The organism is Mesorhizobium sp. M0317, from assembly GCF_040321555.1.
In the GTDB taxonomy this organism is placed as follows: domain Bacteria; phylum Pseudomonadota; class Alphaproteobacteria; order Rhizobiales; family Rhizobiaceae; genus Mesorhizobium.
The window spans coordinates 1-26,485 of record NZ_JAMYRV010000058.1; the positions used below are offsets into that span (position 1 = coordinate 1).

Annotated in this window: 24 protein-coding genes; 11 read left to right on the plus strand and 13 right to left on the minus strand. The window is 62.7% G+C overall.

All coding sequences use genetic code 11. From position 1 onward, the window contains the following. Nucleotides 1–116 precede the first annotated feature (116 nt). From NKI88_RS28595 to NKI88_RS28605, 3 genes are all read right to left on the minus strand, one after another. Nucleotides 117–722: a general stress protein gene (locus tag NKI88_RS28595; protein ID WP_023704148.1), complete on the minus strand. Its 606-nt coding sequence runs from the start codon at nucleotides 720–722 to the stop codon at nucleotides 117–119. A 31-nt stretch (nucleotides 723–753) separates the two neighbouring features. After that, nucleotides 754–1,506: a DUF4142 domain-containing protein gene (locus tag NKI88_RS28600; protein WP_023733543.1), complete on the minus strand. Its 753-nt coding sequence runs from the start codon at nucleotides 1,504–1,506 to the stop codon at nucleotides 754–756. A gap of 262 nt (nucleotides 1,507–1,768) precedes the next feature. Beyond that, nucleotides 1,769–1,957, minus strand: a complete 189-nt coding sequence (locus NKI88_RS28605; protein ID WP_023671089.1) for a hypothetical protein — start codon at nucleotides 1,955–1,957, stop codon at nucleotides 1,769–1,771. Between the two features lie 130 nt (nucleotides 1,958–2,087). Between NKI88_RS28605 and NKI88_RS28610 the strand changes: the two genes are divergently transcribed. The 4 genes from NKI88_RS28610 (at nucleotide 2,088) to NKI88_RS28625 (ending at nucleotide 5,067) form a co-directional block, all read left to right on the plus strand. Continuing rightward, nucleotides 2,088–2,474, plus strand: coding sequence for a hypothetical protein (locus NKI88_RS28610; protein ID WP_352650446.1), 387 nt, complete (start codon nucleotides 2,088–2,090; stop codon nucleotides 2,472–2,474). A gap of 200 nt (nucleotides 2,475–2,674) precedes the next feature. Further along, on the plus strand, nucleotides 2,675–2,884 hold the full coding sequence (locus tag NKI88_RS28615; protein ID WP_023671091.1) for a hypothetical protein: 210 nt from the start codon (nucleotides 2,675–2,677) through the stop codon (nucleotides 2,882–2,884). Between the two features lie 515 nt (nucleotides 2,885–3,399). Continuing rightward, the gene (locus NKI88_RS28620) at nucleotides 3,400–3,948 is read left to right on the plus strand and encodes a dihydrofolate reductase family protein (protein ID WP_352650725.1); all 549 of its coding nucleotides are present in this window, start codon (nucleotides 3,400–3,402) and stop codon (nucleotides 3,946–3,948) included. Between the two features lie 684 nt (nucleotides 3,949–4,632). Continuing rightward, nucleotides 4,633–5,067, plus strand: a complete 435-nt coding sequence (locus tag NKI88_RS28625; RefSeq protein ID WP_023671095.1) for a hypothetical protein — start codon at nucleotides 4,633–4,635, stop codon at nucleotides 5,065–5,067. 409 nt (nucleotides 5,068–5,476) lie between these two features. On the opposite strand, the gene NKI88_RS28630 is transcribed toward NKI88_RS28625, so the two are convergent. The 7 genes from NKI88_RS28630 to NKI88_RS28660 all read right to left on the minus strand — a co-directional run bounded on the left by NKI88_RS28630 (nucleotide 5,477) and on the right by NKI88_RS28660 (nucleotide 12,426). After that, on the minus strand, nucleotides 5,477–6,289 hold the full coding sequence (locus NKI88_RS28630; RefSeq protein ID WP_352650448.1) for an SDR family NAD(P)-dependent oxidoreductase: 813 nt from the start codon (nucleotides 6,287–6,289) through the stop codon (nucleotides 5,477–5,479). After that, nucleotides 6,289–7,281: a sugar phosphate isomerase/epimerase family protein gene (locus NKI88_RS28635; RefSeq protein ID WP_352650450.1), complete on the minus strand. Its 993-nt coding sequence runs from the start codon at nucleotides 7,279–7,281 to the stop codon at nucleotides 6,289–6,291. Before NKI88_RS28635 ends, NKI88_RS28630 begins: the two co-directional genes overlap by 1 nt. 26 nt (nucleotides 7,282–7,307) lie before the next feature. Then, nucleotides 7,308–8,075, minus strand: a complete 768-nt coding sequence (locus tag NKI88_RS28640; protein WP_352650452.1) for an SDR family NAD(P)-dependent oxidoreductase — start codon at nucleotides 8,073–8,075, stop codon at nucleotides 7,308–7,310. Nucleotides 8,076–8,114: 39 nt separating this feature from the next. After that, nucleotides 8,115–9,221, minus strand: coding sequence for an ABC transporter ATP-binding protein (locus NKI88_RS28645; protein ID WP_352650454.1), 1,107 nt, complete (start codon nucleotides 9,219–9,221; stop codon nucleotides 8,115–8,117). A 25-nt stretch (nucleotides 9,222–9,246) separates the two neighbouring features. Then, nucleotides 9,247–10,152, minus strand: a complete 906-nt coding sequence (locus NKI88_RS28650) for a carbohydrate ABC transporter permease (RefSeq protein WP_023671100.1) — start codon at nucleotides 10,150–10,152, stop codon at nucleotides 9,247–9,249. Next, entirely contained in the window at nucleotides 10,145–11,080 is a 936-nt protein-coding gene (locus tag NKI88_RS28655; RefSeq protein WP_023831735.1) for a carbohydrate ABC transporter permease, read from the minus strand. Before NKI88_RS28655 ends, NKI88_RS28650 begins: the two co-directional genes overlap by 8 nt. An 80-nt stretch (nucleotides 11,081–11,160) precedes the next feature. Then, nucleotides 11,161–12,426, minus strand: a complete 1,266-nt coding sequence (locus NKI88_RS28660; protein WP_023754311.1) for an ABC transporter substrate-binding protein — start codon at nucleotides 12,424–12,426, stop codon at nucleotides 11,161–11,163. Between the two features lie 145 nt (nucleotides 12,427–12,571). Between NKI88_RS28660 and NKI88_RS28665 the strand changes: the two genes are divergently transcribed. After that, nucleotides 12,572–13,777, plus strand: a complete 1,206-nt coding sequence (locus NKI88_RS28665; RefSeq protein WP_352650458.1) for an ROK family transcriptional regulator — start codon at nucleotides 12,572–12,574, stop codon at nucleotides 13,775–13,777. A 29-nt stretch (nucleotides 13,778–13,806) separates the two neighbouring features. On the opposite strand, the gene NKI88_RS28670 is transcribed toward NKI88_RS28665, so the two are convergent. Together NKI88_RS28670 and NKI88_RS28675 are read right to left on the minus strand one after the other, a co-directional pair. Beyond that, the gene (locus NKI88_RS28670) at nucleotides 13,807–14,886 is read right to left on the minus strand and encodes an aminopeptidase (protein ID WP_352650460.1); all 1,080 of its coding nucleotides are present in this window, start codon (nucleotides 14,884–14,886) and stop codon (nucleotides 13,807–13,809) included. Between the two features lie 199 nt (nucleotides 14,887–15,085). Continuing rightward, entirely contained in the window at nucleotides 15,086–15,319 is a 234-nt protein-coding gene (locus tag NKI88_RS28675; RefSeq protein ID WP_023686482.1) for a hypothetical protein, read from the minus strand. 185 nt (nucleotides 15,320–15,504) lie between these two features. Here NKI88_RS28675 and NKI88_RS28680 point away from each other — a divergent pair, with 185 nt between their 5' ends. Beyond that, nucleotides 15,505–17,505 (plus strand): AI-2E family transporter, encoded by a 2,001-nt coding sequence (locus NKI88_RS28680; RefSeq protein ID WP_352658778.1) that lies wholly within the window; start codon nucleotides 15,505–15,507, stop codon nucleotides 17,503–17,505. Between the two features lie 129 nt (nucleotides 17,506–17,634). Continuing rightward, the gene (locus NKI88_RS28685) at nucleotides 17,635–17,793 is read left to right on the plus strand and encodes a hypothetical protein (protein WP_023726519.1); all 159 of its coding nucleotides are present in this window, start codon (nucleotides 17,635–17,637) and stop codon (nucleotides 17,791–17,793) included. Nucleotides 17,794–18,225: 432 nt separating this feature from the next. Here NKI88_RS28685 and NKI88_RS28690 read toward each other — a convergent pair whose 3' ends face one another. Further along, nucleotides 18,226–18,594, minus strand: coding sequence for a response regulator (locus tag NKI88_RS28690; protein ID WP_023737601.1), 369 nt, complete (start codon nucleotides 18,592–18,594; stop codon nucleotides 18,226–18,228). Between the two features lie 155 nt (nucleotides 18,595–18,749). Between NKI88_RS28690 and NKI88_RS28695 the strand changes: the two genes are divergently transcribed. The 4 genes from NKI88_RS28695 to NKI88_RS28710 all read left to right on the plus strand — a co-directional run bounded on the left by NKI88_RS28695 (nucleotide 18,750) and on the right by NKI88_RS28710 (nucleotide 26,399). Then, nucleotides 18,750–20,543 carry a PAS domain S-box protein gene (locus NKI88_RS28695; RefSeq protein ID WP_352658780.1) on the plus strand — a complete coding sequence of 598 codons (1,794 nt, stop codon included), beginning with the start codon at nucleotides 18,750–18,752 and terminating at the stop codon, nucleotides 20,541–20,543. Between the two features lie 192 nt (nucleotides 20,544–20,735). After that, nucleotides 20,736–21,029, plus strand: a complete 294-nt coding sequence (locus tag NKI88_RS28700) for a hypothetical protein (RefSeq protein WP_023704064.1) — start codon at nucleotides 20,736–20,738, stop codon at nucleotides 21,027–21,029. A 463-nt stretch (nucleotides 21,030–21,492) separates the two neighbouring features. Further along, nucleotides 21,493–21,657 carry a hypothetical protein gene (locus NKI88_RS28705; RefSeq protein ID WP_156932558.1) on the plus strand — a complete coding sequence of 55 codons (165 nt, stop codon included), beginning with the start codon at nucleotides 21,493–21,495 and terminating at the stop codon, nucleotides 21,655–21,657. A 110-nt stretch (nucleotides 21,658–21,767) separates the two neighbouring features. Then, nucleotides 21,768–26,399 carry an autotransporter outer membrane beta-barrel domain-containing protein gene (locus NKI88_RS28710; RefSeq protein ID WP_352658782.1) on the plus strand — a complete coding sequence of 1,544 codons (4,632 nt, stop codon included), beginning with the start codon at nucleotides 21,768–21,770 and terminating at the stop codon, nucleotides 26,397–26,399. Nucleotides 26,400–26,485 lie beyond the last annotated feature (86 nt).

Consider the following 26,485-nt stretch of genomic DNA (forward strand, 5'->3'; position numbering starts at 1 on the left):
CGCGCGTCTGCTCGCGCCCCGCCCGCCGGCCCTCTCCCCCTCGGGCTCTGCGCCGCCCGCCCCCCCCCCCCCCCCCCCCCCCCCCCCCCCCCCCGCCGGGCCCCGGGGCTCGATGATCAAAGTGGGCTGGCGTTGCGCGTTCTGTCGCGCTCGGCCTCGATGTCGGTGTAGGGGTCGGCATTGGCATCGAAGCCGGTCCAGCCACCGGCTTCGTAGGCGCGTCGGCGGTCTTGCAGATCGACCGAGTTGGACTCGCCAAGAATACGCTCGGCCTCATCGGCGAGTTCGTCGCTGACCCTGGCGGTCACCATCGTGCCACCGCGGCGAACGCCCTCCGCATAGACATGCGCATCCCTTTCGGGGACGCCGGACTCGGTCAGCGCCCCGACGATGCCACCGGCAGCGCCACCGACGACCGCGCCGCCAACGGCGCCGACCGCGGTGGCGGCCAGCCATCCTGCGGCCACGACCGGACCGACGCCAGGAATGGCCATGATGCCGAGCCCTGTCAGAAGCCCGCCGGCGCCGCCAATGACGGCTCCAAGACCGGCGCCGCCGGCTGCATCCTCGGCGGCGTTGGAAGTGTCGCCGTCGTCGTACCAGTCGTCCGAATTGTTGGCGACGATGCTGATGTCGGCCTGCGGCACGCCGATTGCCTCCAGTTCGCCGACGGCATCGGAGGCATCATCGTAGTTGTCGAAAAGTCCGGTTACGGTTTTCATGGTCTTGATCTCCTCGATCTGGTTCAGAGGTTCAGTTGGCGCCGGCAACGACGTTGCCCTGATAATCGAGCGCCACGGTCGTGGTCTTGCCATCCTTGGTGGCCTGACCGCGCCAGATGCCCTGGTCGTCTTTGGTCAGCTTGGACACGCCGGAGAAGCCGGCATCCTGAATGCGGCTCTTCGCCTGATCCTCGGTGAAGCTGTTGGCACCCGGGACCGGGGCGGCCGAATTGGTGGTGTCGGTCGTGCTCACGGCCGGGGTGGTGGAGCTGGTGGTCGACGATGCATTGTCGGCGGAAGCGATCTTCTCGACCATTTCCTGATGCATTTTGAGCGTCGGCAAGGTCTCGGAAGCGAAGGTCTTCAGCTGCGCGTTGTCGCCGTCCTTGGCATAGCTCTCGAACAGCGTGACCGCCTCCGAATGCGCATCGCGCTGCATCTGGACATAGGGCTTGTCGACGGCATCGTTGGCATTCTGCAGAGCCTCCAGATCGGCCTTGTGCTTGGCGTCCAGCTCCGTCGGCACTTTCAGCTTCTGTTCGCCGGCGATGGTCGCAAGCTTGGCGTTGGCGGCGCCGTGATCGTCGATCATCTTCTTGGCGAAATCCTTGACGCCTTGATCCTGGGCCTTGCCTTCTGCGATCTTGCTGGAGTCCACCTCGAACAGGCCGCCGATGGCAGCCTTGTCGACAAAGTCCTGAGCACTGTCGGCGGCGAAGGCGGGCAGGGCGAAGACCATGGCTGTGGCGGTGGCCAGCGAAGCTAGAAGAACACGTGTTTTCATGGACAGAGATCCTCGTTGGGGCACACATCGTGCTGTGAGCCTAACCAGTGCGGCCAAGCTTTGTTCCGCCGCCCAAGCGTTATAACCGGGAGGGTCGATGCCGCGATGATGGCCCCTCATCTTCGGCTTTTGCGCCTTTGCGATGTCGACGCGTGGCGCGGACGGCGACCCGCTCGATGGGGCGCCTTGCAAGTCCATCGCAAAGGGAAACGAGGCCTTCGCCGCCCGCAAATGAACACCGCCCGCGGTGGCCTATCGAGGTTCAGCGATCGTTGCGTTCGAGGCGGCGCGCAACCTCTGTTTGTGCGACCTGCAGCAGCGTGTCTATTTCGAACATCGCCGCCGCATGGCCGCCGTCGCGAATGACACGGCGGGCGCGGTGGAGCAGGTCGGAGACCGTCCGCAGCGTTTCAGCATGGCTCGATCGATTCGACAAATGCGTGCCCTCCATCAGCCACAACCGTTGGATCGGGAGAGTGTTCCCAAAGTTGGCGGCCGGCCGGGTGAATGACTGTGAGCGCAGGCAGCGGAACCATCCTTGTCCGTTGGCCGTTCCCCCTGCCTCAACGAAAGGAACAGCCATGGCCGACAACGACACCCCGAAGGACACCCCGAAGGACACCGCGAAGGACACCCCCAAGGACACCCCGAAGATTTCCGCCCGAGAGGCCCAGGAGGCCCTGGAGAAGCAGGTCGCATCGCTGAAGCGCGAGATCAGCAAGATCAACCGGACGCTTGCCGAGCGCGCAGAAGATGCCGTTGGCGAAGCCGGCGGCTGGTATGGCAGCGCGACCGAGCGCGCGGCACGGGCAACGCAGCAGCTGAGATCGCAGGCGCAGACGGTGTCCGAAGCCGTCCAGCAAAATCCCGGCACCATCAGCAGCGCTTTCGTGCTTGGTGGCATTGCCGGGTTGTTGATCGGCATGCTGCTCGGGCAAAGCCACGAACGCGACCGAAGCTGGTTCTAGCGGCGCATCTTATGACTATTGCGCCCGCCGGCTTTGCTGGCGGGCTTTGTATAGACGCCAGATCACGTGGCTTTGAGTGAAAAACTCCCCGCTCGGGTAAACGGGATTTGTGGTCGGCGCCGCCCGCGCGGCGCCCTCGACAGGTGAGTTGAGTTTCCCTGCCGCGGTCGTATGTTGTTGACCGTAGTGGAGGATCACAAATGCCCATTCGACGCAAAGCCACCGAGGCCGGCGTTTTGCAGCCATCCGAACTCGAGCTGTTGGGCCGTGTATTCGAGCAGCTTAAGCGCGACGGTCAGTCGCCCGAAGCACGCGACGCCATCGCATCCCGAATTATCGCGAACTATATGGCCGGCGTGGTCGACGAAGCCGAGCTCGTCAGTCTTTCGAGGCAACCGCTGGGCCGGTAGTGCGCTTTCCATTCCGGGTTCAGAAGAGTTTCAGGTCGTCAAATCAGAGGGATAAGGCAATGCCGGCTGACCCACCGATAGAGCGACGGTCGCTTATCCGTGATCTCGTTCTGAAGGAAGCGACAATCCGCGTTGGCGACGCCAGTATCAATTGTCTGGTTTGTAACCAGCACGCCCATGGCGCGGAGCTACGGGTGAAGGCCGATATCGCAATCCCCGACCGTTTCGTGCTTCACGTGCCGGTCGATCATACCAGCTATCGCGCCGTGGTGCGGTGGAGACGGAACGAGCGACTTGGGGTGCAGCTTGATTCGGGAAGGCAGGCCTAGATGGCGGTAGCCGGGACGGATCACCCACCTGTTCAAGTGCAGGGTTGATGGGACAAGGCAGGGCTCGTTTGCGGCACGAACGCTTCTTCCATGCTGCTTGCGATTTGCAATCAGTTGCTATAGCGTCTGACTGCTTGCAAATTACAAGCGGTTAATCCGTGAACCGACTATGTGAAGGCGCTGCTTATGGCCAAACTTATCTTGGGAATGAACGTTTCCATCGATGGCTATGTCGATGACCTTGCCGGAAATCTGGTCATGGGCGCACCAAGCCAGAAGCACTTCGAGTACTGGATCGAGACGATACGCAACCATGCCGGCGCTGTGTATGGCCGCCGGATGTACGAGGTCATGCGCTATTGGGACGATGATCACGCGGAATGGGACGCTCCGCTTCGCCAGTTCGCGACACTCTGGCGCAAGCTGCCCAAATGGGTCGTTTCGCGCACACTTTCACGGGTCGGCCCGAACGCCACGCTCATCTCCGGCAATATTGAAACGCAGATTCGCGAGATCGCGGCCGGCACGGAGGGTATCCTGAGCGTTTCCGGTCCGGAACTGGCCGGTCTTATGACCGGGCTGGGCCTGATCGAGGAATATCACCTGCACGTGAGGCCGTTCGTGCTCGGCAAGGGCAAGCCTTTCTTCCACGAGGCAAGGCCTCCGCTGCAACTGGTGTCGAGCACATTGATCGATGACGATACGGTTCATATGATCTATGTGCCGCGAGGCTGAACGATAAGGCGCTTCAGCGCCAACATGCGAACCAACGCGTACGTTCGCAGTGGGCCTGGTCCCGGCCTTCGCACCGAGGTCTCACATGTCAGCTTGCGTGCTGGGTACCCAAGCAGCAGAGGGTCTGCTGTCGTCCGAAAATCTGCCGGTCAGCAATGCGCCCCATGCCGGTCAAAGAGGCCTTGCCGCCGTTCCTCCATAAGCAGACAATGCAGACCTACAAGGACATCGCTTTTACGCCCGAAGCGCCGCTTCGGTTGGTCCTTCAGTGACCTGGCGGCCCAAGGGCGTCGTCCTCCACCGCCCGCCCTCGTCCGCAACTCACCGTTGCCAGCGGCTCTGCTCCTGGCCTTCCCGCGATGACCGAGCGGGTAGTGAAACATCATGGTCAAGCCTGAAAAGCAAGGTCCAACCTAGCCGCCTTTCCAGGCCTGCGTCATCATCGTCCAGCAGTTCAGGATCCTGCGTGCGCCAGCCGGGTCCGTCGGGTCGGCCGGCCGCACAGTTTTTTTCATCCCGCTGGAACATTGGCGAAGGAATGCAGTTGGGGTCGCTGCCGCGTGGTGCCTGTGGGCGATTGGTGGCAACACCTGATCGGCCGCCGCTCCTTTACGAGGCGGCTTAGCGTGTGAGCCAATCCTGCAGCAAAGGCCTTGGGATTGGAACGACCAACAGGAGGCAGTCATGAAGCACCAGACACTCGATCAACTCCAGTCAGTCGCGGACATCAGTCCACTATCGCCGGCTCTGCTGGCTACAAGGACGCAACGGATAGAGCGGTGGGCGGAACTGCTCTATCGAAATCCGACGCGCTCCCTTGTGGCTCTCACCGGGACTGAGCATCTGCATCCCTCTGTCCGCGGAGAAGCGCGCGCGGTCGGATCGGCGATCAGTGTCGCCTTTGACGATCCACTGCTGCGTGCATCGGGCATGCAATCGGATACCTACGGGGAAGCCAGACGCTTCTTCGAACTCTCGGATTGGCAGTTGCATGAGATCGTCTGCAGTTGCCACACCGGCGCCACCATGCAGGCTGGCTGGGCCGCCGGGCGTGTCCGCAGGGTTCTCAATGGGAGCAAAATATTGGCTTGGCTGAGAAAAGGATTCATGCCGCACTGAGACACAGCGCTTGCGCCTGAAGAAGCATGCAGGCTCCAGCAGAGATTGCGTCGGCTCCGCGAAGGCATGGCTGACCTCAATGGAGTAGGCCGGCCGAGTTGCTTGCGACTTCAGAAATGACGTTCACCATTGCTTAGTGGACCTCGTCAGGGTGATCGGCAATTTCGTGAATAGCGAGTACCAGCGCCAGTTTCGACCAACCGGTCGGCAGCGCCCTCGTGACCAAGCGGGGTTACTTATCCTCGGTGCGTCACATGTGCGCTTCGTCAGCGGTATAGCCTGCCAATCCCTCCACAGCCGTTTTGACGCTGCGAAAAGCTCGAGGCGTGAGGGGGCAATTTAACCCAGGAATCCCGAAAACGGCACTTCCGCTTTCGGCCCCGAAATTGAAATCCGAGGCACCCCGCCATCACCCCGGAAAGATCGTAAACCCGCCATCGACGCGGAGCACCTGCCCATTGATAAATCGTGCGCGGGGGCCGGCTAGAAAGGCCACCGCCTCGGCGATCTCCTCCGGCTCGGCATAGCGGTTCAGCGACTTCTTGCTCGAATCCATGCGCTCCGGATCGACCGTGCGGGTCGCCTGGAAGCGTGCCGTCTTCGTGGCGCCTGGGCTGACCGCGTTGATGCGCACGCCGTCGTCGATCAGTTCCTTGGCGAGACAGCGCGTGTAATGCACGACCGCGGCCTTCAAGGTGGAGTAAACGACCTCGGGCGAGCAGCCGAGATGTGCCGCCGCGGAGGCGATGTTGATGACGGAGCCGCCGCCGCGCTGCTTCATCGGCGGCACGAAGGCCTGGCAGACCAGCATCGTGCCGATCATATTGTTCTCGGTGAGCACGCGGATGTCGTCCAGTTCGATGTCGAGGGCGTTGTTCGGGTTCGGCTTGCCGCCCTTGGCGCCGATGTCGCCGCCAGCGCAATTGACCAGCACATGGACGTCGCCGAGATCGGCCTCGATCCTGCGCTTCATCTCGGCCACCGCCTTCTGGTCGCCAATGTTGCCGGTCACCGACGTGACCTTCGTGCCGTGCCGCTTCAGGCGCTCGACCACTTCGCCGAGATTGGCGAACTCGCCGTATTTGGCCGGCGCCGTTTCGTCCATGTCGTGGATCGCGACATTGGCGCCGAGTTCGGCCAGGCGCTCGGCCATCACGCGGCCGAGGCCGCGGCCGGAGCCGGTTACGAAGGCGGTCAATCCATCGAGTTCACGTGCCGTCATCAGATCTTCTCCATCAAACCAAATTTGCGCATGTTGGCGGCGCTGCGCCGGATCATGTCGAGCTCATAGGAAACCAGTGAGACGTCGGCTTCGCGCTCCCAAGGCGTGCGGTAGTCGGCATCGTCGGGCAGCCGGTTGCGCTGCGCGGCCGCCAGGCAGGCGGCAAATTCGCGTGCCGTCTTCTGCGGATAGCCGCGCCACCAGTCGTCGCTGAGATAGCGGACATGCCGGGCCTCCAAGGCGCCCGGTTCGAGAACGGCGGTCATGCGATCGTGGTGTTGGCCAAGAATGGCGAACAGCTCGGCAAACGGCACCGCACCGTCGCCGATGGCGCAGCGGATCAGCCGGTAACCTTCGGTCGTGAACTGCACGCGGTAATCCTTGAGGTGGACATGGCGGACACAGGGGGCGATCACCTTCGTGAAATCGAGCGGCGCTTCGCCGACCGGGAACGTGTTGCCGGTGTCGAAGGTGACGCCCACACTGTCACCACCGAGGGCGCAGAAATCGACGAGTTCCCGGCTGGTAAAGTCCTGGTGGTTTTCGATCGCAAGGACATACCCTTCGGCATTCGCGCGGGGACCCCATTCCACCAATCGCTCTCGAATGATGCCGACGTACTCGCTCCATTTTTCGCCGGCCGCGTTGCGGTCGCCGCAGAGAACCGGCGTCAGCGCCGTCCGGATGATTTTGGCGTTGAGCAGGCGCGCGGCCCGAAACGCATCGTCGAGCGGTTCGCCCACCAGCAGGCCGCCGCTGACGACCGGCGCGATGCGAAGGCCGGCGAGCCGTTCGCGCAGCGCGATCACCGCGTCGTCGGAAAGCTCGGTCAGCCATGGCACCCAGATCTCCAGCACGCGCGCGCCGAGATCGGTCGCGAGCGCGATGAAACCTTCGAGCCCCGCAGGTCTAGGATTGGCGCGTGGCGTGCCGCGGCCCTGGAGGCCGAGATGATAGGTCAGGCCGTAGGGGTTCAGGCCGACCTCGAGCATGAAGCGGTCCTTTGAGTCAGGTGTGGTCATCGCAGGCCGGCGTCCACGGTGATCGACTGCTTGGTGATCATGCGGCTGTCGTCGGCGGCGAGGAACAGTACCGTGCGCGCGATCTCCTCGCCGAGCAGAATCTTGCGGATCACCTGGCGCTGCACGACCTGATCGACCGAACCTTGGGTCTTGTACCAAAGCTCCCGCTGCCGGTCGGTGATGACGGCGCCCGGCTCGATGGCGTTGACGCGGATGTTGTCGGGGCCAAACGCCCGCGCCAGCGCGAAGGTCAGCCCGACCACCGCAGCCTTGGCCGCCGCATAGGGCGCCATCTCTGACGCGCCGAAACGCCAGGCGATCGAGGAAAAATTGACGATCGAACCAAAGCCCACTTCCTTCATGTGCGGATGCACGGCCTGGGCGGCAAAGAAGTGGTGCCTGAGGTTCACATCCTGGGCATGGTCCCATGTCGCCTGGGTCACGTCGGCGACCGGCTGGCGATTGTCATCGGCGGCGTTGTTGACCAGCACTGCGACAGGCCCGAGGCGGTCGCGCACCGTGCCGATCGCGGCCTGGAGGGCGGGGATATCGGTCACATCGCAGCGCAGGAACAGGGGCGCGTGCGCTGCCGCGGCGGCGAGGTCGCGGGCAAGCTGCTCGCCGGCCTCCTGCTGCAGATCAAGAAACGCCACTCGTGCGCCATTGGCGGCGAAGGCGCGGACCGTGTCGGCGCCGATGCCCGACGCACCGCCGGTGATCAGCACGACACGCTCGGACAGGCTCGGATAGGTGACGAAGGACAAGGCGGAACTCTTTTCAGATCAAGCTTCGGTCAGATCGGGTCAGATCAGGCGTTGGGTCGTCGGGTCGAACAGGCACGCCCGCGCCATGTCGATGCCGAGCGTCACCGTCTCGCCCATAAGCGGCGTGCCGTCGGGGTCGAAACGGCCGGTGATCTCCTTGCCGCCCAGGCGCAGGACGGCCATGGTCTCCGCGCCTGTCGGCTCGACGAGCTCGACCACTGCATTGATCTGCGCGATGCCCGGCTTGCGGCGCGCAAGGTCGGGATCGAAGCGGTAGATATGCTCGGGACGGATGCCGAGCACGAGCTGTCGCGGCGTGTCGGATGGGAGCGCCTGGACCATCGGCAGGCTGGCCGTCTTGCCGTCGGCGGTCTGCAACACAACAGTGGCGCGACCGCCTTCCTGGCTCAGTTCGGCGGCCAAAAAATTCATCGCCGGCGACCCCATGAAGCCGGCGACGAACATGTTGGCCGGACGGTTGTAGATCGTGGCGGGATCGTCGAATTGCTGGACCTCGCCCTGGTGCATCACGGCGATGCGCGATGCCAGCGTCATCGCCTCGACCTGGTCGTGGGTGACGTAGACCGTGGTCTTGCCGACGCGGTGATGCAGCTTCTTGATTTCGGTGCGCATGTCGACGCGCAGCTTGGCATCGAGATTGGAGAGCGGCTCGTCGAACAGGAACAGTTTGGGATCGCGCACCAGCGCCCGGCCCATGGCGACGCGCTGGCGCTGGCCTCCCGAAAGCTGTCCGGGCTTGCGCCCTAGCAGCGGTTCGATCTGCAGGAAGGCAGCAACTCGGCTGACGGCCTCGTCCTGCTGCGGCTTCGGGACGCGGCGGCTTTCCATGCCGAAGGTGATGTTCTCGCGCACCGTCATCGTCGGGTACAGGGCATAGGACTGGAACACCATGGCGATGTCGCGGTCCTTCGGCGCCACCGAATTGACCAGCCGCCCGTCGATGCGGATCTCGCCGGAGGTAACGGATTCGAGCCCGGCGATCATCGCCAGCAGAGTGGACTTGCCGCAGCCGGACGGTCCGACCAGCGCGATGAACTCGCCGTTCCGCGCTTCGAGATCGATGCCCTTCAGCACCTCGACCGCGCCGAAGTTCTTGCGCAGCGATCGGATGATCAATGTCGACATGCAATGCCCTTCACTTGATCGCGCCTCATTTGATGGCACCTTGCGTCAGGCCGCGCACAAAATACTTGCCGCCGAAGAGATAGATCAGCAGCGGCGGCAGCGCGCCGATCAGCACGGCGGCGCTCATGACATCGTAGGCGCGCACATTGGTGCCGCTTGCCGTCAGCGCGACGAGCGCTGCCGTGATCGGCTGTTGCTGCCCGGAGGTGAAGACGACGCCGAACAGATATTCGTTCCAGATGCCGGTGAACTGCCAGATCACCGTGACGATCAGGATCGGTGAGGAGAGCGGCAGAATGATCTTGCGGAAGATGCGCCAGAAGCCGGCGCCGTCGATGCGCGCCGCCTTGATCAGGTCGTCGGGGATGCTGACGTAGTAGTTGCGGCAAAACAAAGTGGTGAACGAAATGCCCTGGATGACGTGGATGAGGACGAGCCCGTAGACCGAATTGCTGAGGCCGAGATTGCCGAGGATGAACGCCCACGGCATCAACGAAATCTGGCCCGGAATGAAGACGCCGAGCAGCATGCAGGTGAACAAAGCTTCCGAACCTCTGAAGCGCCATTTCGACAGGATGTAACCGTTCATCGCGCCGACCGCCGTCGAGATGATCGTGGCCGGGATCGTCATCTTCAGGGAGTTGTAGAAGTTGCGCTGCATGCCCTCGCAGGTGCCGCCGATGCAATAGGTGCTCCAGGCCTGGCCCCAGGCATCGAGGCGGAAGCTGCGCGGCAGCGAGATCAACCCGTTGCGCGCGATCTCCTGCTGGTCGCGGAATGAATTCAGCACCACCACCAGCAACGGGACCAGGTAGATCGCCGCGAAGACGACCAGCAGCCCATAGATGGCGAAGCGGGTGAGAAAATGCCGGCGCGACGCGACTGCGGCAGCGCGACGGTCGAGCGACTGGTCCAGGGAGACGTCAGCCATGGCCGGCTTCCTTGCGCCGGCGCCAGACCACCCAGAATGAATAGGGCACCAGCACCACGGCAACAGCGGCAAGCATCATGATGGCGGCGGCCGCACCTTCGCCGATCTGGCCGCGTTGGAACATCAGGTCATAGACGTAGATGGCGGGGAAGGTGGTCGAGATCCCCGGGCCGCCTTTGGTCAGGGCCGCCACGAGGTCGAAGGTCTTGATGGCGAACTGGATCTGGATGACGGCGACCGCCAGGAAGATCGGCGCAATGGTTGGCAGAAGCACCTTGCGATAGATGCGGAATGTCGATGCGCCGTCGATCTGCGCGGCCTTGACGAGGTCCTGATCCACCGAGCGCAGGCCGGCCAGGAACAGCGCCATGGCAAAGCCCGAGGCCTGCCAGACGCCGGTGATGATCACCGCGTAGATCGCATAGTGCCGGTCGCTGGCCAGTGCGAAACTGAAGCTCGTCCAGCCGAAACCGCGCACCATGGCCTGGATGCCGTCGGTCGGATTGTAGAGCCAGCTCCAGACCGTGCCGGTGACGATGAAGGAGACGGCCAGCGGATAGAGGAAGATCGTGCGCCATGCCGCTTCGCCGCGCACGCGCTGGTCGATCAGGATCGCCAGCAGCAGTCCCACCGCCATCGAGCCGACGATGTAGAAAGCGCTGAAGAAAAACAGGTTGTTGTAGGCGATGTTCCAGCGCCGGTTCGCCCACAGCGACGCGTAGTTGTCCAGGCCGACGAAGCCGTAGGTCGGCAGCAGCGAGGAGTTGGACAGCGAGATATAGAGCGTCCAGCCGGTGAACACGAAGACGTAGACGAAGCTCGCCACGAGTGAGGGGCCGAGCACGAGCAAGGGCATCGCGGAGCCCAGCCGCTCGCGCCAGGGGCGGGCGGGCGTCGGTACCGACAGGATCAGGTCTTGATTTGACATTCAGAGTACAGCATTGGCAGAGCACGGGACTGAAAGGGAGGACGGCCGGGCGGATAGGCATCGCGCCCGGCCATTCCCGTCTATTTCTGTGCTTCCGCCGCGTCGGCCATCGCATTGGCGCCATCCTCGGGCGACATGTCCGGTGTCGCCACGAACTCGGTAATGGAGTCCATGATCGCGCCGCGCATCTTCTGCGGGATGGTCATGTTGTGCGCCATCGAGCGGACCAGCGTGCCGTCCTTGATCGAAGCCTGCAGATCCTTCTGCGAGAGCTGCTGGCACGGATTGAAGCCCTTCGACAGATCGATATCCAGGCGTGCGGGGATCGAGCCCTTGGCCTGGTTGAAGACCGTCTGGAAGTCGGGCGACAGGATCAGGCTGGCCAGCAGCTTCTGGCCGTCGATGTAATCCTGGTCCTTCTGCTTGAAGAACACGACCGAGTCCGAGTTGAGGATGAAGCCGGGTTTGCCCCAATCGGTCGGCGCCTGGGCGCAGACATAGTCGGTGCCTTCCTTGAAGCCGGCGGCGGTCAAAAGGCCGATCGTCCAGTCGCCCATGATGTGGAACGCCGCGTCGCCCTTGCCGACCAGCGCCGACATCGAATCCCAGTCGCGGCCGACCATGCCCGGATCCATGTATTTGCTCGTCATCAGGCGCATCTGCGTGAAGGCCTTGACCATTCCCGGGCTGCGCATGGACTCGACATCGCCTTCCACAAAGGCCTTACGGTAGAGATCGATGTCCTGGCCGTAGAGCACGACCTCGAACACCGTCGAATCCGTCCAGTCGGCGGTCGAATGCGAGATGCAGATCTTGCCTGTGGCGACGATCTTGTCGCAGGCCGCATTGAACTCGGCCCAGGTCTTCGGCATTTCCGCTACGCCGGCCGCCTGCATGACCTTGGGCGAGGCCCAGAGCCAGTTGATGCGGTGGATGTTCATGGGCGCGGCGACCCATTTGCCGGTCGGCTTCATCACCGGAAGCAATTCCGGCGCCACCACTTTCTCCCACCCTTCCGAGGCCGCCAACTCGTCGAGATCGGCGGTCATGCCGGTCTCGTTCCATTCGGCGATCTCAGGGCCCTTGAGCTGCACGGCAGGCGGGGCATTGCCGGCGATCACGTCGGCGCGCAGCTTGGCCAGCGTATTGGCGGTGTGGCCGGCGATCGAGGTCTGTTCCCATTTGCCGCCCTTGGCGGTGAACATCTCGCCGAGCTTGGCGATCGCCTGGGCGTCCGATCCGGTCGCCCACTGGTGCAAAAGGTTCGTCTTGGGTTCGGCGAAGGCTGCCCCGGCGAAAAATGTGCACGCAGCAGCGGCCGCAAGCGCGGTCATGACGGACTTCATCGTTTCACTCCCATATCGTGTTGCACGGTTCGTCTCGACCGCTTATGGCCGCGGTTTGAAGCCGCCGCCGGCGAGATGCGTCAATCTCGAGTTCTTTCCAAGATGACATATTGGAGCTATCAGTCAACGATGTTTATGTTGAGTCATGACAAAACCTTCGCTTAGAACCTGGCTGATCGACAGACCCTCCGCGTCGCCGGAGAGCATGATCGTGCGCTGCCTGAGCGAGCGCGGCGCACTCTCCGCGTTGCAGATCGCACGCGCCACCGGTCTGGCGCGCTCGACGGTGTCAACCGCGCTTAACGGCTTGAAAAGGTCTGGAATGGTGATCGAAGCCCCGACCAGCCGCGACGGCATCAGAGGCATCGGCAGGCCAGCCGCGGCGGTGACGCTCAATCCGACAGCGGGCACCTGCGTCGGCATTCACCTGGCTCTTCAGCAGATACGGCTCATCGTCGCCGATGTCTCGCATTCCGTCATTGCCGAACAAAATATTCCAATGGGGCTGGACTACCAGCCGCAACAGGCGGCCCAGGCGGTCAAATCGGCGATTGCCCAATCCTACAGGGAAAATGGTCTGCCGATGGCGGGGCTCCTGGGGGTTGGTGTCTCCGTCTCCGGCCCTGTCAGCCGCGATGGAGTGGTGCTGCGCGCAAGCATGGTTCCAACATGGGCCGGCGTCAACATACGAGATGTGTTCGGACCCGTCCTGGAACAGCCGATCTTCGCCGACAACGAGAGCAACTGCGCGGCCATTGCCGAGCTGATGTGGGGTGCGGCCGTCGGCCAGGACGATTTCGTGCTGTTCAAGATCGATCTGGGTGTCGGCGGCGCCATTGTCCAGCATGGCCGGCTGGTGACGGGCATCGCCGGCGGCGCCGGCGAATTCGGCCACATCAGCATCGATCCCGGCGGCGACCTTTGCCGCTGCGGCAATCGCGGATGCCTGGAGCTCTACGCGAGTTTTACCCGGCCGCTGGAACAGATTTCGCGTGTCGTTGGGCGGCAAGTCACCATGGACGATGTCATCGCCATGGCCGAGCAGGGCGACGTCAGGGCGTTGCGGATGATCGAGGATACCGCCGAGATCGCCGGCCGGGGTCTCGGCCTGATCGGCTCGGTGCTCAATCCGCCGCTCATCATCATCGGCGGCCACATGGCTTTGGCAGGGGACATTCTGTTGACGCCGCTGATCGCGTCCTATGAACGCCATACGCTGATCAAGTCCCGCGATGTCGCTCCCGCCCTGCGCACGCGCATCATCGTTGGCAAGCACACCGAGAACGATGCTTTGCTGGGCGCGGTCGGCCTCGTTTTGAGACACCAGACGAAGGAACTGTCGCTGGGGTGATCGTCAGGACCTGCCTGTGCTTGTTCAAGTCAATTGCATGTGTCCGCAGCCTTGAGCGCTTCGGCGCGGGACGATTTGGGCAAATCCGCGATCCGCCGGACAGAAGCGTAAAACCTTGGATAGTCGCCCGAACACAGGTCGAACAAGCGAAGAAAGGCCGGAACCTGTTCACCGTAGACAGAAGTTGCGGCGAGCTTTGCGTTGTTGATCGGGGCAGCGAACCAGGCGTCGTATCCCCGGTATCCCGCCCAGTGCTTGTCGCGCATCTGCCGGTAGCGCGCCCGCATCCTCTCGATCGCGGCTTTCTTTGCAGTCGCCATCTGCTCCGGGGTACGGGGACTACCATAGACCTGCCTTAGCTCGTCGCGCGTCTTCGCCACCAGCCCGAGAAAATCGGCGCTGCGTTTGCGATCGGCTTCGTAGCGGCGCAATCCGGCCCGGTCGCCGGCCGCGCGCAGCCATTTCCTGACGCCGCTGGTTTCGACGGCAACGGCGAATGCCTCGTTGAATGCGGAATCGCCATCCACATAAAGCCGCTGATGCGCCAGTTCATGAAAAACAAGGCTTGCGAGATAGGTGTCGTCCTGACGCAGCATGGTGCTCAGCAGCGGGTCACTCGACCAGCCAAGCGTGGAATAGGCGGTGACGCCCGAGACATAGACGTCGAGGCCTTGTCTTTGAAGCTCGACAGCGCTTTCAGCCGCGGATTTCCGGGAGAAATAACCCCGGTATGGAACGCAGCCGAAGACCGGAAAGCACCATGTCCGTGGCGCGAGCGAGAATTGCGGCGCGGCAAAAACGGCCCAGGTCACGGCATCGCGATGGATGTCGACATAGCTGCGGTAGCTGCTGTTCTCGGGCAATGCCAGTTCATCCGTCGCAAACCGTCTTATCGCGCTGGCCGACGCCAATTTCGCGCGCAATGCCTCGGGCGTCGAAGGGTCAAGGATGAGTTTCCCGACATTCCTGCGCGCGGCCATGATCTGCGCGTGACCCTGCAACGACTGCGCGTAGTAGGAAATGCTCGTGCAGCCGGTCGCCCCGGACGCCATGATCGCCGCGGCAAGCATCCGAAGAACGCGCTTCACTGTTTGCCCACCCTTGCCCATCTCCCCATGCAGCAAACGTCCTGGTCCACCTCAAACAGGAGGCACCGGTTTCCGTCAAGAGCTGCAGGGGCAGGGGGCGACACCGACCTGGGCAGGGCAATGCGGGCATTCGCCTAGGATTGACGAAAGTCCACCGCAGGGCGGAGCGGGCGAGATACGGACCGTCCGTTGGGACGCCGTTCCCCCAAGCTGCCGCGCGCTACTGGTCCGAAAACTTCACGCTCACGCCGCGCTGGCGAAAATAAGCCTGCATCAACTTACGGCCCGAGCGGTTGTTCTGCGCCAATTTGGCCGGATCGAACACCGCCTGTTTTGCGCCCTCTCGCGTCAGCGCAGCCTTGAGCGTCGCGATATGGGCGTCGATGTCGGCATTGTCCGCCCGCAGCGAGGCATAGATACTTTCGGTCGCTTCGGCCACAGTCGGTTCGCTCACAGATGTCGTCCTTTGGTTGGTTGGGCGGCGGCTTTACCACAGATTTGCGGCTCCGACGATATCGACCGAACCGTCAGAGCACAGCGCCCAGGGCGCAAAACCGCAAAACGTATGTATTCGGCCCTGCTAAACATTGCCCGGCAGGCGAATGGGTCTAACTATCGCTAGGAAACGGGGGGAATCAGGTGGCTGCCAATCGTCGAAACGACATCTCATCGTCCGAGCGAGGGCTAGGACGGATTCTTGCGGCAGGCAATGCCCATCCGCGAACAGCTCTGCCTACCGTCGCAACCATCGTCACGACGGTAGCTGCGCTGTATTTCGGTCGTGAGGTGTTCCTTCCCATTGCCATCGCGCTGCTTTTGACCTTTGCGCTGGTGCCGATGGTCTCCGCACTGAAGCGTGTCGGCTTGCCTCGGCTGCCCGCAGTGCTTCTGAGCGTGATTGGCGCATTCGCGGCCCTGGGCCTGTTCAGCTTCATTGTTGCGACCCAGGTAAGCGAGCTTGCTCAGAACATTTCCGTCTACCAGACAAACATTCTGACCAAGGTGCGTTCCCTCAAGGAGACGGGGGTTGGTGGCGGCATAATTGCCAGGCTGAGCGGGGTGATCGAGCGTGTCGGTCAGGAGATCGACAAGCAGGATGTGGCGCCGCCTGCGGCCGACAAGCCCCGGCGTGAGCCCGTACCGGTCGAGATCGTCGCCCGCGAGAGACCTCTGGAGGTATTGCAGAACATCATCGGACCGTTGATCAGCCCGCTGGCTTCAGCTGGCCTGATCATCATCGTCGTCATCTTCATGTTGCTTGAGCGCGAGGATCTGCGTGACCGGTTTATCCGCCTCGTCGGCTATGGCGACCTCCATCGCACAACGCAGGCATTGCAGGATGCCGGCAAACGGGTTGGCCGCTATCTGATCATGCAATTGGTGGTCAACATCGTCTACGCGATACCAATCGCGATTGGCCTTTGGGTGCTCGGCATTCCCAACGCGCTGCTGTGGGGATTGCTGGCACTGGCGCTGCGCTTCGTTCCCTATATCGGCCCTGTTATCGGCATGCTGCTGCCCTTGTTTCTGGCCTTGGCGGTTGCGCCCGGCTGGTCGCTGGTGCTGTGGACCGCCGCACTGTTTGTCGTCATGGAATTGGTAACCGGCAACGTCATCGAACCGTGGCTCTATGGCTCGCGCACGGGACTTTCTCCTTTGGCAATCATCGTTGCGGCAATTTTCTGGACATGGTTGTGGGGGCCGCTCGGCCTGGTCCTTTCGACGCCGCTGACAGTTTGCCTCGTCGTCCTCGGGCGACATGTTCCGCAGTTCGAATTTCTCGACGTCCTGTTTGGCAACGAGCCCGTCCTTGAAGCTCACGCCCGGCTCTATCAACGGCTCCTGGCCGGTGATCCGGACGAGGCAACTGACCATGCCGAGGAGATCCTCGAGGAGAAGTACCTGATCGATTTCTACGGCACGGTCGCCATTCCTGCTCTCCTGTTGGGCGAGCAGGACCGCATGCGTGGCGTGATGGGCGATCAAGAGCGAAGGCAGGTGGCGGCGAGCGCCCAAATTCTTGTGGCAAATCTTGCCGACGATGCACAGGAAGAGGCAAGCGAGGAAGATGCGCCGACAACCACCGCCGAAGGGACCGCGAGCAAGGAAACAGATGGCATCGAAGAGGAAGAGATCGAACTGCCCGACGGCAAGGACATGTCGGTGCTTTGTGCCGGCGGTCGCGGCGAACTCGACGATGCCGCTGCCGCCATGCTCGCTCAGGTGCTGGAGGTGCAAGGTGCTACGGTGGCGAAGGCCAGTTTTGTCGATATGGAGCCGGCAGGTATTCGTCGTCTCGAACTAGAGGCGATCGACACCGTCGTGGTCGGTTTCCTGAACCGGGATTCGCTCAAGCATGCCCGCTTTCTGGTCCGGAGACTGAAGCGCGCCAAGGCAGGTTTGAGAATTGGGATTGTGTTCTGGTCAGACGCGGAGCAGGGCGATGTCGGGCAAGAAAGGCAAGCTTTGGCCGCCGACATCAGCGCCGATTTCGTAGCGCACGGCATGGTCAACGCTGTGCTTGGCGCACTTTCTCCAGCGCCGGCCGTTCCCCTCAAAGTCGTTTCGAAACGCCGCGATCGACGCCGTCCGGCCCCTCGAAAACGGGCCCCGGCCCAGGCGACGGCCGCAACAGCCTAGCCGCACCGCCATGTTTCAGATTTCCGCGCCGGCGCTGAAATGTCTGGTGCGACGGCAAGATCGTCCCCACTCGCAAACCATGGAACAATCTCGCGGCCTTGCGGTTCCTAACGTCGAAGGAGACCCCCCATGCTTAGATTCCTTATCCGCCTCGGCGCGATCTATGCGGCGTTCCAGATCGGCCGGGAGTTCGGCCGCAAGGAGACCGAAGTCGTGCTCCTGCCGCCGCCCGTTGACTACGAGCGGCACCCGACGTCAAGAAACGAAACCGAGTTCGGAGAGACATAGGACCGCTCAATCTGTCTGGTCGATCTGGCCCATGCTGGCGCCGTCCTTGCGGGGGGCGCATTATCATGCGAACGGACCGGCCACTTGGCTGTGCCAGGATCGATCCTCGCAACGCAATAGTTGAGCCGTTATCTCTGCCGTTCAAACGCGGCACAGCGAGGTTGACCGTGCGTCGAGGAATGAGTCTCTCTCAGATCTTGGCGTTGAGCCGATGGAGAAGGCATGATCAGCACGGGCAAGCACGACCCTAAGAAAGTGGAAGGGTATGAAGCACTGGTGCTGTCAATTGCCAGGGAGAGCGGGCATCACCGAGGATCAAGCGCGCGACCTTGTTCGCCTGATCGGCACCGGCCGCAATTCGCTGCTCCGTGAGGCGCGGCAGCTGCTCCGGCAGCGCCTGGCTATTTTAGACCAAAGGTGCTCAGAGCACGGCTATCCCGTCGCCTTCTGCTGCCCGGCGGTCATCGCTTTGAGAGCTCGGACCACTTCTGCAGGTCCGGCGGGTTTCATCACTCTTACGCCAGACGAGAACGCTTCGGGGGTTTCCTCGACCCCCAAGCCGGAATAGACGATGAAAGGAACCGCCCGCCCTGCCAAGGTTTTTGCCGCGTCAACAGCCTCGCCGTCCGACAGCCTGACGTCCAGGATCGCTGCGGCGGGGGTATGGTCCGCAAGAAAACGTTTCGCCTGGGAACATGTCGCAGCCAATGCCACGGCAAAGCCCGCCTCCGAAAGAGTGGACTCCATATCCAGTGCTATCAAGGCTTCGTCGTCGACGACAAGGACCAAGGGTTTGCCCATGCGCGGATGATCGCACGTTTGTAGATGGAAGACGAGTCGAGGCTACGACCCTTTTAGGGTCCGTTTCCCGTACGCAGCGGGTCGAGATCGCGAGCAATGGGAACCAACTGATCCAAGCCGCATTATATTTGGTTGGACTGGACAAGGTGTTTGGGATGCATGAAGCAACACAGGCGACTGTTGTCGCCTTCGAAAACCCGGGAGTGTCCAGCAATGACAGTCTGGATTTCGATTACAAGGATTTCTTCGAAAACGGCGCCGTTGCCCTGCATCTGGTGAACGCAGACGGCGTGATCGTGCATGCCAACCAGGCTGAGCTCGACCTTCTCGGCTATCCCGCAGAGGACTACCTCGGTTGCCACATCGCCGAGTTCTATCCCGACCGGGACGTCATAGAGGACATTTTGGGTCGCCTTGCCAATGGCGAGAAGATCGTAAGATATCCGGCGCGATTGAGGGCCAGCGATGGATCGATCAAGCACGTCGAAGTCACCTCAAGCGGACATTTCCGGGACGGCAAGCTGATCAACACCCGGTGCTTCACGGTCGATGTAACCGACTTGGTGCACACCCGCTCGGAGCTCAGGCAGCATGACAGTACCTATCACCAGATACTCGACGGCCTACCCGTCGCCATCTACACGACCGATCAGGATGGGACGATCACCTATTACAACCGCGCCGCGGCCGATCTGGCAGGCAGGGAGCCTGAAATCGGCAAGGATAAATGGTGCGTGACGTTCAAGCTGTTCACTGCCGACGGCAAGGAATTGCCGCACGATGAATGCCCGATGGCCATCGCGCTCAAGGAGAACAGGCCGGTCCGCAATCAGGAAGCTGTTGCGCAGCGTCCCGATGGATCGTTTTTTCCGTTCCTGCCCTACCCGACACCCCTGCGGGACGAGCACGGCGCTCTGATTGGCGCCGTCAACATGCTGCTGGACCTGACGGACCGCCAACGTGCCGAAGAAACCAGGCAGCACCTCTCGGCGATCGTGGAATCCTCATTTGACGCTATCGTCAGCAAGGATCTCAACACCATCATAAAAAGCTGGAACCAGGGCGCCGAACGGCTTTTCGGCTATACCGCCGAGGAAGCGATTGGCCGGTCGGTGACCATGCTGATCCCCGAAGACCATCAGGACGAGGAACCCCGCATCCTCCAACGCATTCGCCGTGGCGAGCGCGTCGAACCATTCGAAACGACCCGCCAGCGCAAGGACGGCAGCCTGGTTCCGGTTTCGCTGACGATATCGCCCGTGCGTAACGCAACAGGGCAGATCACCGGCGCATCGAAGATAGCGCGAGACATCACGTCGGCGAAGGAGAATGAATATCGCATCCGCATGCTGATGCGCGAGGTCAACCACCGGGTGAAAAACCAGTATTCGGTCATCCTGTCGATGATCCGGGAGACCAACAAGCGATCGGAGACGCCAAAACAATTTGAAACCCAGGTGCGCGAGCGCATCATGGCGTTGTCACGATCTCACGACCTGCTTGTATCGGCGGATTGGAAGGGTGCCACGATCAGCGACCTTTTGGCGGCCCAGGTCGAGCCTTTCCCGCGGGGGGATTTGATCGAAATGTCGGGCCCATCATTGGTGCTCAGTCCCAACGCAGTTCAGTATCTCGGGATTGCCTTCCACGAACTGGCGACCAACTCGGCCAAATACGGGGTGCTCTCAGGGGACAAGGGCCGGATCTCGGTCACATGGGGCATCACCGGTTCCAGTGCTTCGAGGCTCTTTCACCTCACCTGGGTCGAAACCGATGGTCCGCAGGTTCAGACTGTCGGACAAGGTGGCTTTGGAACCGTGGTGCTGAAGCGGGTCGCGCCCGCAGCGGTTAGTGGGCAGGGAATTCTCAAACACGGTCCGCATGGCATAACATGGAGCTTGGAAGCGCCTTTGGCTTCCGTGGCAGCTTCTGCCGTCCATGAAGCTTAGAAGCACGAAGCAGCCCGGCGACGAGCATTCGTCAATTGGAAGCCCTTGATGCGGCCTTTGCCGAGCGAAAACCCCGTTTCCGCTAAAGATCGCCAGAGCCATTGCTAAAGTCGACAGAGCAAATCACCGGCAGAGGGCGCATTTCGTTGCACGGAACGGGACAGGACCGGCGTAGCCAGAGGCGAGGTAACTATGGACATCGACGAGTTCCGTGCGACCCTTCAGGGAGTAGAGCCCCCGGCGAATCTTGGGATGGCGCTCCACGCTCTATGGTGGGATAGACAGGGCGATTGGGAGCGGGCGCATGAGTGTGTGCAGGCCAACGAATCTGATCCGGCCTCTGTATGGGTTCATGCCTATCTGCACCGCAAAGAAGGCGACCTTTCTAATGCAGCCTACTGGTACCGCCGCGCCGGGCAGCCTGTGGCAACTGGCAAGCTAGACGCAGAGTGGGAGTCGATTACAGAATCACTTCTTGCAGGATAGTGAGGGGTCGCCCAAGGGGCAGCCTAGCGCCTCATCGCCCCCGTAGAGGCGAAACTCACCTCCGCCCGATGGGATCGGCTGGAGCCCAGGAGGTCCGAACGTTTCCGCATAAATTGATGCAGCGAGATTGTTCTCGCGATTCCGTAAGGTCTCTGTTTAATAAGCTATATCTAATATTGACTACTTTCTGTCGCTCAAAAGTCGCAGACTTCATTTTACTGATCACCGTTAGCTTCTTGGTAGCTCTCATGACTATAAACTTCTTGCGGGCGAATAGCTTTCATGCTGCCTTCGCGCACTCAGGAATCAGGGAGCTTAGGCATGGCGGAGCGGATTGCGCGTGATGGGTTTTGGGTTTTGCATCTCGCGCGCTTGCCGCAAGTCGTGTCGCTTCGCTCCAGCACTTCCGCCTTGACGATCCTAACTGTTGCCCTTGCGCTGAGCGCCGCGCCGGCTCGGGCCGATGGCGGCAATGGTAGCAGCGCAGGCGCTGGACAAGGTGGCGTTGACGGCGCGCTCGCGAGTGCCACGGGTCAGAATGCCGCCAATGGCGCGACCGCTGGTGGCGGTGGTGGCGGCATTGACCTCACGACGGGTGACGGGGCGCCAGGAGGATCGGGAGCGGTAAGTGGGACAGCTAACAACCCAAATGGCGTTGCCGGTGCCACTGGTGCTACGGGTCTGGTCATCTCGACAGACGGGACCATTGCAACCAGCATCAGCGGCGGGGCCGGCGCTTTGGGCTCCCCTGGCACGAATGGCGTCGTCAGGAGCGGCGGCGGTGGCGGTGGCGGTGTGGGCGTCAGTGCCACGGCCGACGTTACAGTCAATGGCACGGGATCGGTGAGTGGTGGCACTGGCGGCCGAGGTGGGACCAATGGCAACAGCGGCAGCGGTGGTGGCGGCGTCGGCATATTCTCGTCCGCAAACGTGTTTGTAGAGGCGGGCGGCAGCGTTACCGGCGGCACGAGTCTCTCCACAATTGGGGTCCAAGCAGGTGGTGGCGGCGGCGCGGCTGCCATCGTCCTGATGGGCGGCGGGACAATCCAGAACAGCGGGAATCTGCTCGGGGGTGCCGGTGGAAGAACAGTTCTCGGCGGCGGTGGGGACGGTGGCGCCGCTGTTCTGCTGCTTTCAGGTGGAACCGTCATCAACAAGCTAGGTGCGACGATCGTTGGCGGCAGTGGCGGTCAGGGCTCCTTGGCAGGCGGCGATGGCGCCGCAGGGATCAAGGGCGCCAACATCGCGGTCATCAATGCGGGTACGATCAGCGGCGGTGCCGTCGGCACCGGTGGCGGAACGCCGGCAGCCGGCAAAGCCATCCAGTTCACCGGCGGCGTCAATTCGCTGGAGATTCAGGCCGGCTCCACCATCACAGGCAATGTGGTCGCTTTCAGCGCCGCGGATACATTCAAGCTGGGTGGCGATATCAGCGCCAGTTTCGGTGTGTCGCAGATCGGCGCTGGCGCCAAATATGACGGGTTTGGGTTCTACGAGAAAACCGGAAACAGCACCTGGACCCTAACGGGGACGACAACTGCCGTCACGCCTTGGACCTTGTCCGGCGGGACCCTGCAAATTTCGAGTGACAACAATCTGGGCGCCCTGTCGGGCGGCTTGACCTTCGACGGCGGCACGTTGCGCACGACCACCAGCTTCGCCACCAATCGCAATGTCCTGATCAATTCGACCGGCGGGTTCGACACGGTGGCAGGCACGCAGTTGGACGTGTCAGGCCAGGTGACCGGCACCGGCACACTGGTCAAGAGCGGCGCCGGCACCCTCAACGTCACCAATTTGTCCAACAGCTATACCGGTGGCAACATCGTCAATGCAGGAACGCTTGCCGGCAACACCGTGGCGATCCGTGGCGACATCCTGGACAACGGCGCTGTCTCGTTTCTCGACCTCGGCCCCCACACCTTCGGCGGAAATATCTCCGGCTCGGGCAGCGTCGACATCGAAGGCTTCGGCACGCTGACGCTGACCGGTGCCAACACCCACAGCGGCGGCACCAAGGTCGGGACCGGCAAAAGCATCTCGGTCGCGTCGGACCAGAATCTGGGTGCCGCTACGGGCCTGCTGACACTCGACGGCGGCGAACTCGGCACGACAGCAAGCTTCGCCATGAGCCGCGATGTCAAGCTCACTTCCGCCTATGGCTACTTCCGCGCGGCGGCGGGTACGACGCTGACCGCGAATGGCGAGCTGAGCGGCGTGGGCGGCGTCTACAAGGAGGGCGCCGGCACCCTGGTGCTCAACGGCGACAGCACCTATTCCGGCCGTACCACGGTCGACGGGGGCAAGCTCGTCGTCGAAGGTTCGCTTGGGAATACCGAAACGACGGTCAACAGCGGCGGCACGCTGGGCGGCTCCGGCTCGATAGGCGGCGCGGTGATCGTCGCCGATGGCGGCGTGCTGGCCCCCGGCTCCAGTCCGGGTACGCTTACGGTCGGATCGCTCAGCCTGAGCTCCGGTTCTATGCTCGACTACGAGCTCGGCCAGGCAGGAATTGTCGGCGGCGGTGTCAACGACCTGATCGAGGTGACCGGAGCGCTGACGCTGGACGGCAGCCTCAACATCACCGATGTAGGCGGCTTTGGCCCTGGCGTCTACCGGCTCATCAATTATGGCGGCGCCCTCACCGACAATGGTCTCGAACTCGGCAATCTGCCGGCCGGCGTCACGGCGGCCGATTTGACGGTGCAGACTTCTGTCGCCAACCAGGTCAATCTTATCAGCAGTGTCGGTAACGACCTGTTGTTCTGGGACGGTGACGCGGCCGGGAATGCCAACAACGAGCTGGTCGATGGCGGCAACGGCACGTGGACTGCGGCAAGCCCGACGTGGACGACGAGCACCGGCCTGGTGACCGGCGCGATGAAGCCGCAACCCGGTTTCGCCATCTTCCAGACGCTTGGCGGCACCGTCACCACCGACGACAGCGCCGGCGCGCTGGAGGTTACCGGCATGCAGTTCGCTGCCGATGGCTACGGCATCGAGGGCGACTCCGTCACGCTCGCCGGCGCCGGTGGCGAGAGCATCATCCGGGTCGGCGACGGCACGGTGGCCGGAGCAGGTTACACCGCCACCATCGCCTCCGTGCTAACCGGGACCAGCAGCCTGACCAAGACCGATGCGGGCACGCTGGTGCTGTCCGGCGCCAACACCTACACGGGCGGCACCACCGTCCTGGGCGGCGTGCTATCTGTTTCAGCCGACAACAATCTCGGCGTTGCCGCTGGCGGCCTGACGCTCTCCGGCGGGACGCTGCGCAACACAGCGGCGTTCAGCTCGGCGCGCGACGTCACGCTTTCGTCGGCCGGCGGCACCTTCGACACTGTGGCCGACCTGACCTTGTCCGGTGCGATCTCTGGCGCTGGCAGCCTTGCCAAGACCGGCGCCGGCACGCTGACGCTTACGGGAACGAACAGCTATGGCGGCAACACGTTGGTCAGCGCTGGCACGCTGGTCGGCGATGCAACCTCGATTCGTGGCGACGTCGGCAATTCCGGCACTGTCGTGTTCGACCAGGCGGCGGACGCCAGCTTCGCCGGCGATATCTCCGGCACCGGCGCAATGATGAAGGATGGCGCCGGCGTGCTGACGCTGTCAGGCACGTCGCTGCTGGACTGGACCGTCAATCAAGGCGGCCTCGTCTCGGCAGCCGAGCGCTTCGGTGGCGATGTCGCGATCGGCGCCGGCGCCTCCTTCACATTCGACCAAGTCGCCTCCGCCAGCTATGCCGGCGTGTTCTCGGGCGCCGGTACGTTCATCAAGGACGGCCAAGGCACGCTGCTGCTTGCGTTGGACAACTCAGGCTTTACCGGCGCCACTACGGTCAGCGGCGGCACGCTTGCCGCGGGCGCTGCGAACGCGTTCAGTTCCTCCTCGCAGTTTTCCGTCGCCTCGGGCGCCACGCTCGATCTTGCCGGCACGTCCCAGACGATTGCGGGGCTGAGCAACGCCGGAACGGTGCGCATCGCGGGTGGCGTCCCAGGCGACACACTTACCGTAAGCGGCGACTATGTCGGCAATAGCGGCGCCGTCGTTCTCAACGCTGCGCTCGGTGGTGACGGTTCGCCGACAGACATGCTGGTGATCGCCGGCAACACGTCAGGGACGGGTACCCTTCAGGTCGTCAATTTCGGCGGGTCGGGCGCCCAAACGGTCGGAGGCATCAAGATCGTCGACGTCGGCGGCGTCTCGAACGGCAGCTTCTCGCTCGACGGCAATTATACCTTCGAAGGCGATGCAGCGGTCGTCGCGGGCGCCTACGCATACAGGCTCTACAAGAACGGCGTCAGCACACCGGCCGATGGCGATTGGTATCTGCGCTCGGCCCTGGTCAACGGCGATCCCGATCCGCAGCCACTCTATTCGCCCGGCGTGCCGCTGTACGAGGCCTATGAAGGGGTGCTGCAGGCCTTCAATGAACTGGGCACCATGCAGCAACGCATTGGCAATCGGTCGTGGGGCGAGGGTGCTACGCCGCAAGGTGCGGACCTGCCAGGCCAGGGCTCGGTCGACGGCAAGGCGATATGGGCGCGCATCGAAGCTGCCCATGCCGAGATCAAGCCGGAGACGTCGACCTCCGGCACGAACTATGACGTGACCACCTGGAAGCTGCAGGCCGGCGTCGATGGCCTGCTGCACGAAAGCGACGCCGGTACCCTGATCGGAGGGATTACGGCCCACTACGGAACCGCGTCGTCGGACGTCTCCTCGATCTTCGGGGCAGGGTCGATCGCTGCCACCGGCTACGGCGTCGGCAGCACGCTCACCTGGTTCGGCAGCGGTGGCTTCTACGTCGACGCGCAGGCCGAGGCGACATGGTATGACAGTGACATCCGGTCGGCCACGCTGGGCACCACGCTTGCGGACGGCAACAACGGTTTCGGCTACGGGCTGAGCATCGAGACCGGACAGAAGATCGCCCTCAACGGCAACTGGTCGCTGACGCCGCAGGCCCAGCTTGCCTATTCCTCGGTCGACTTCGACGCGTTCACCGACCCGTTTGGCGCCGTCGTGTCGCCCGGCAGCAGCAACAGTCTCGTCGGCCGCCTCGGCCTCTCCGCGGACTATGAAGACCAGTGGGTGGACGATGCGGGGCAAGTCAGCCGCACGCACATTTACGGGCTCGGCAACCTTTACTACGACTTCCTCGACGGAAATGATGTCGATGTGTCTGGCACGAAACTGGTCAGCGAAAATCAGGCGCTGTGGGGCGGTGTCGGCCTTGGTGGCTCGCTGAGCTGGGCGGACGGTCGCTACGCCGTCTTCGGAGAAGGGACAGCGCGGACAAGCCTCAAGGATTTTGGCGATAGCCACGCCCTGGGCGCCAAGCTCGGGTTCGCTGTGAAATGGTAGCGGCGATCAAGCTGGACATGTCGACTTTGGCTTGAGGGTCGTGTCCGGCACGGCTATGGAATCCGGACTTGCGGGCCACCCGGCTC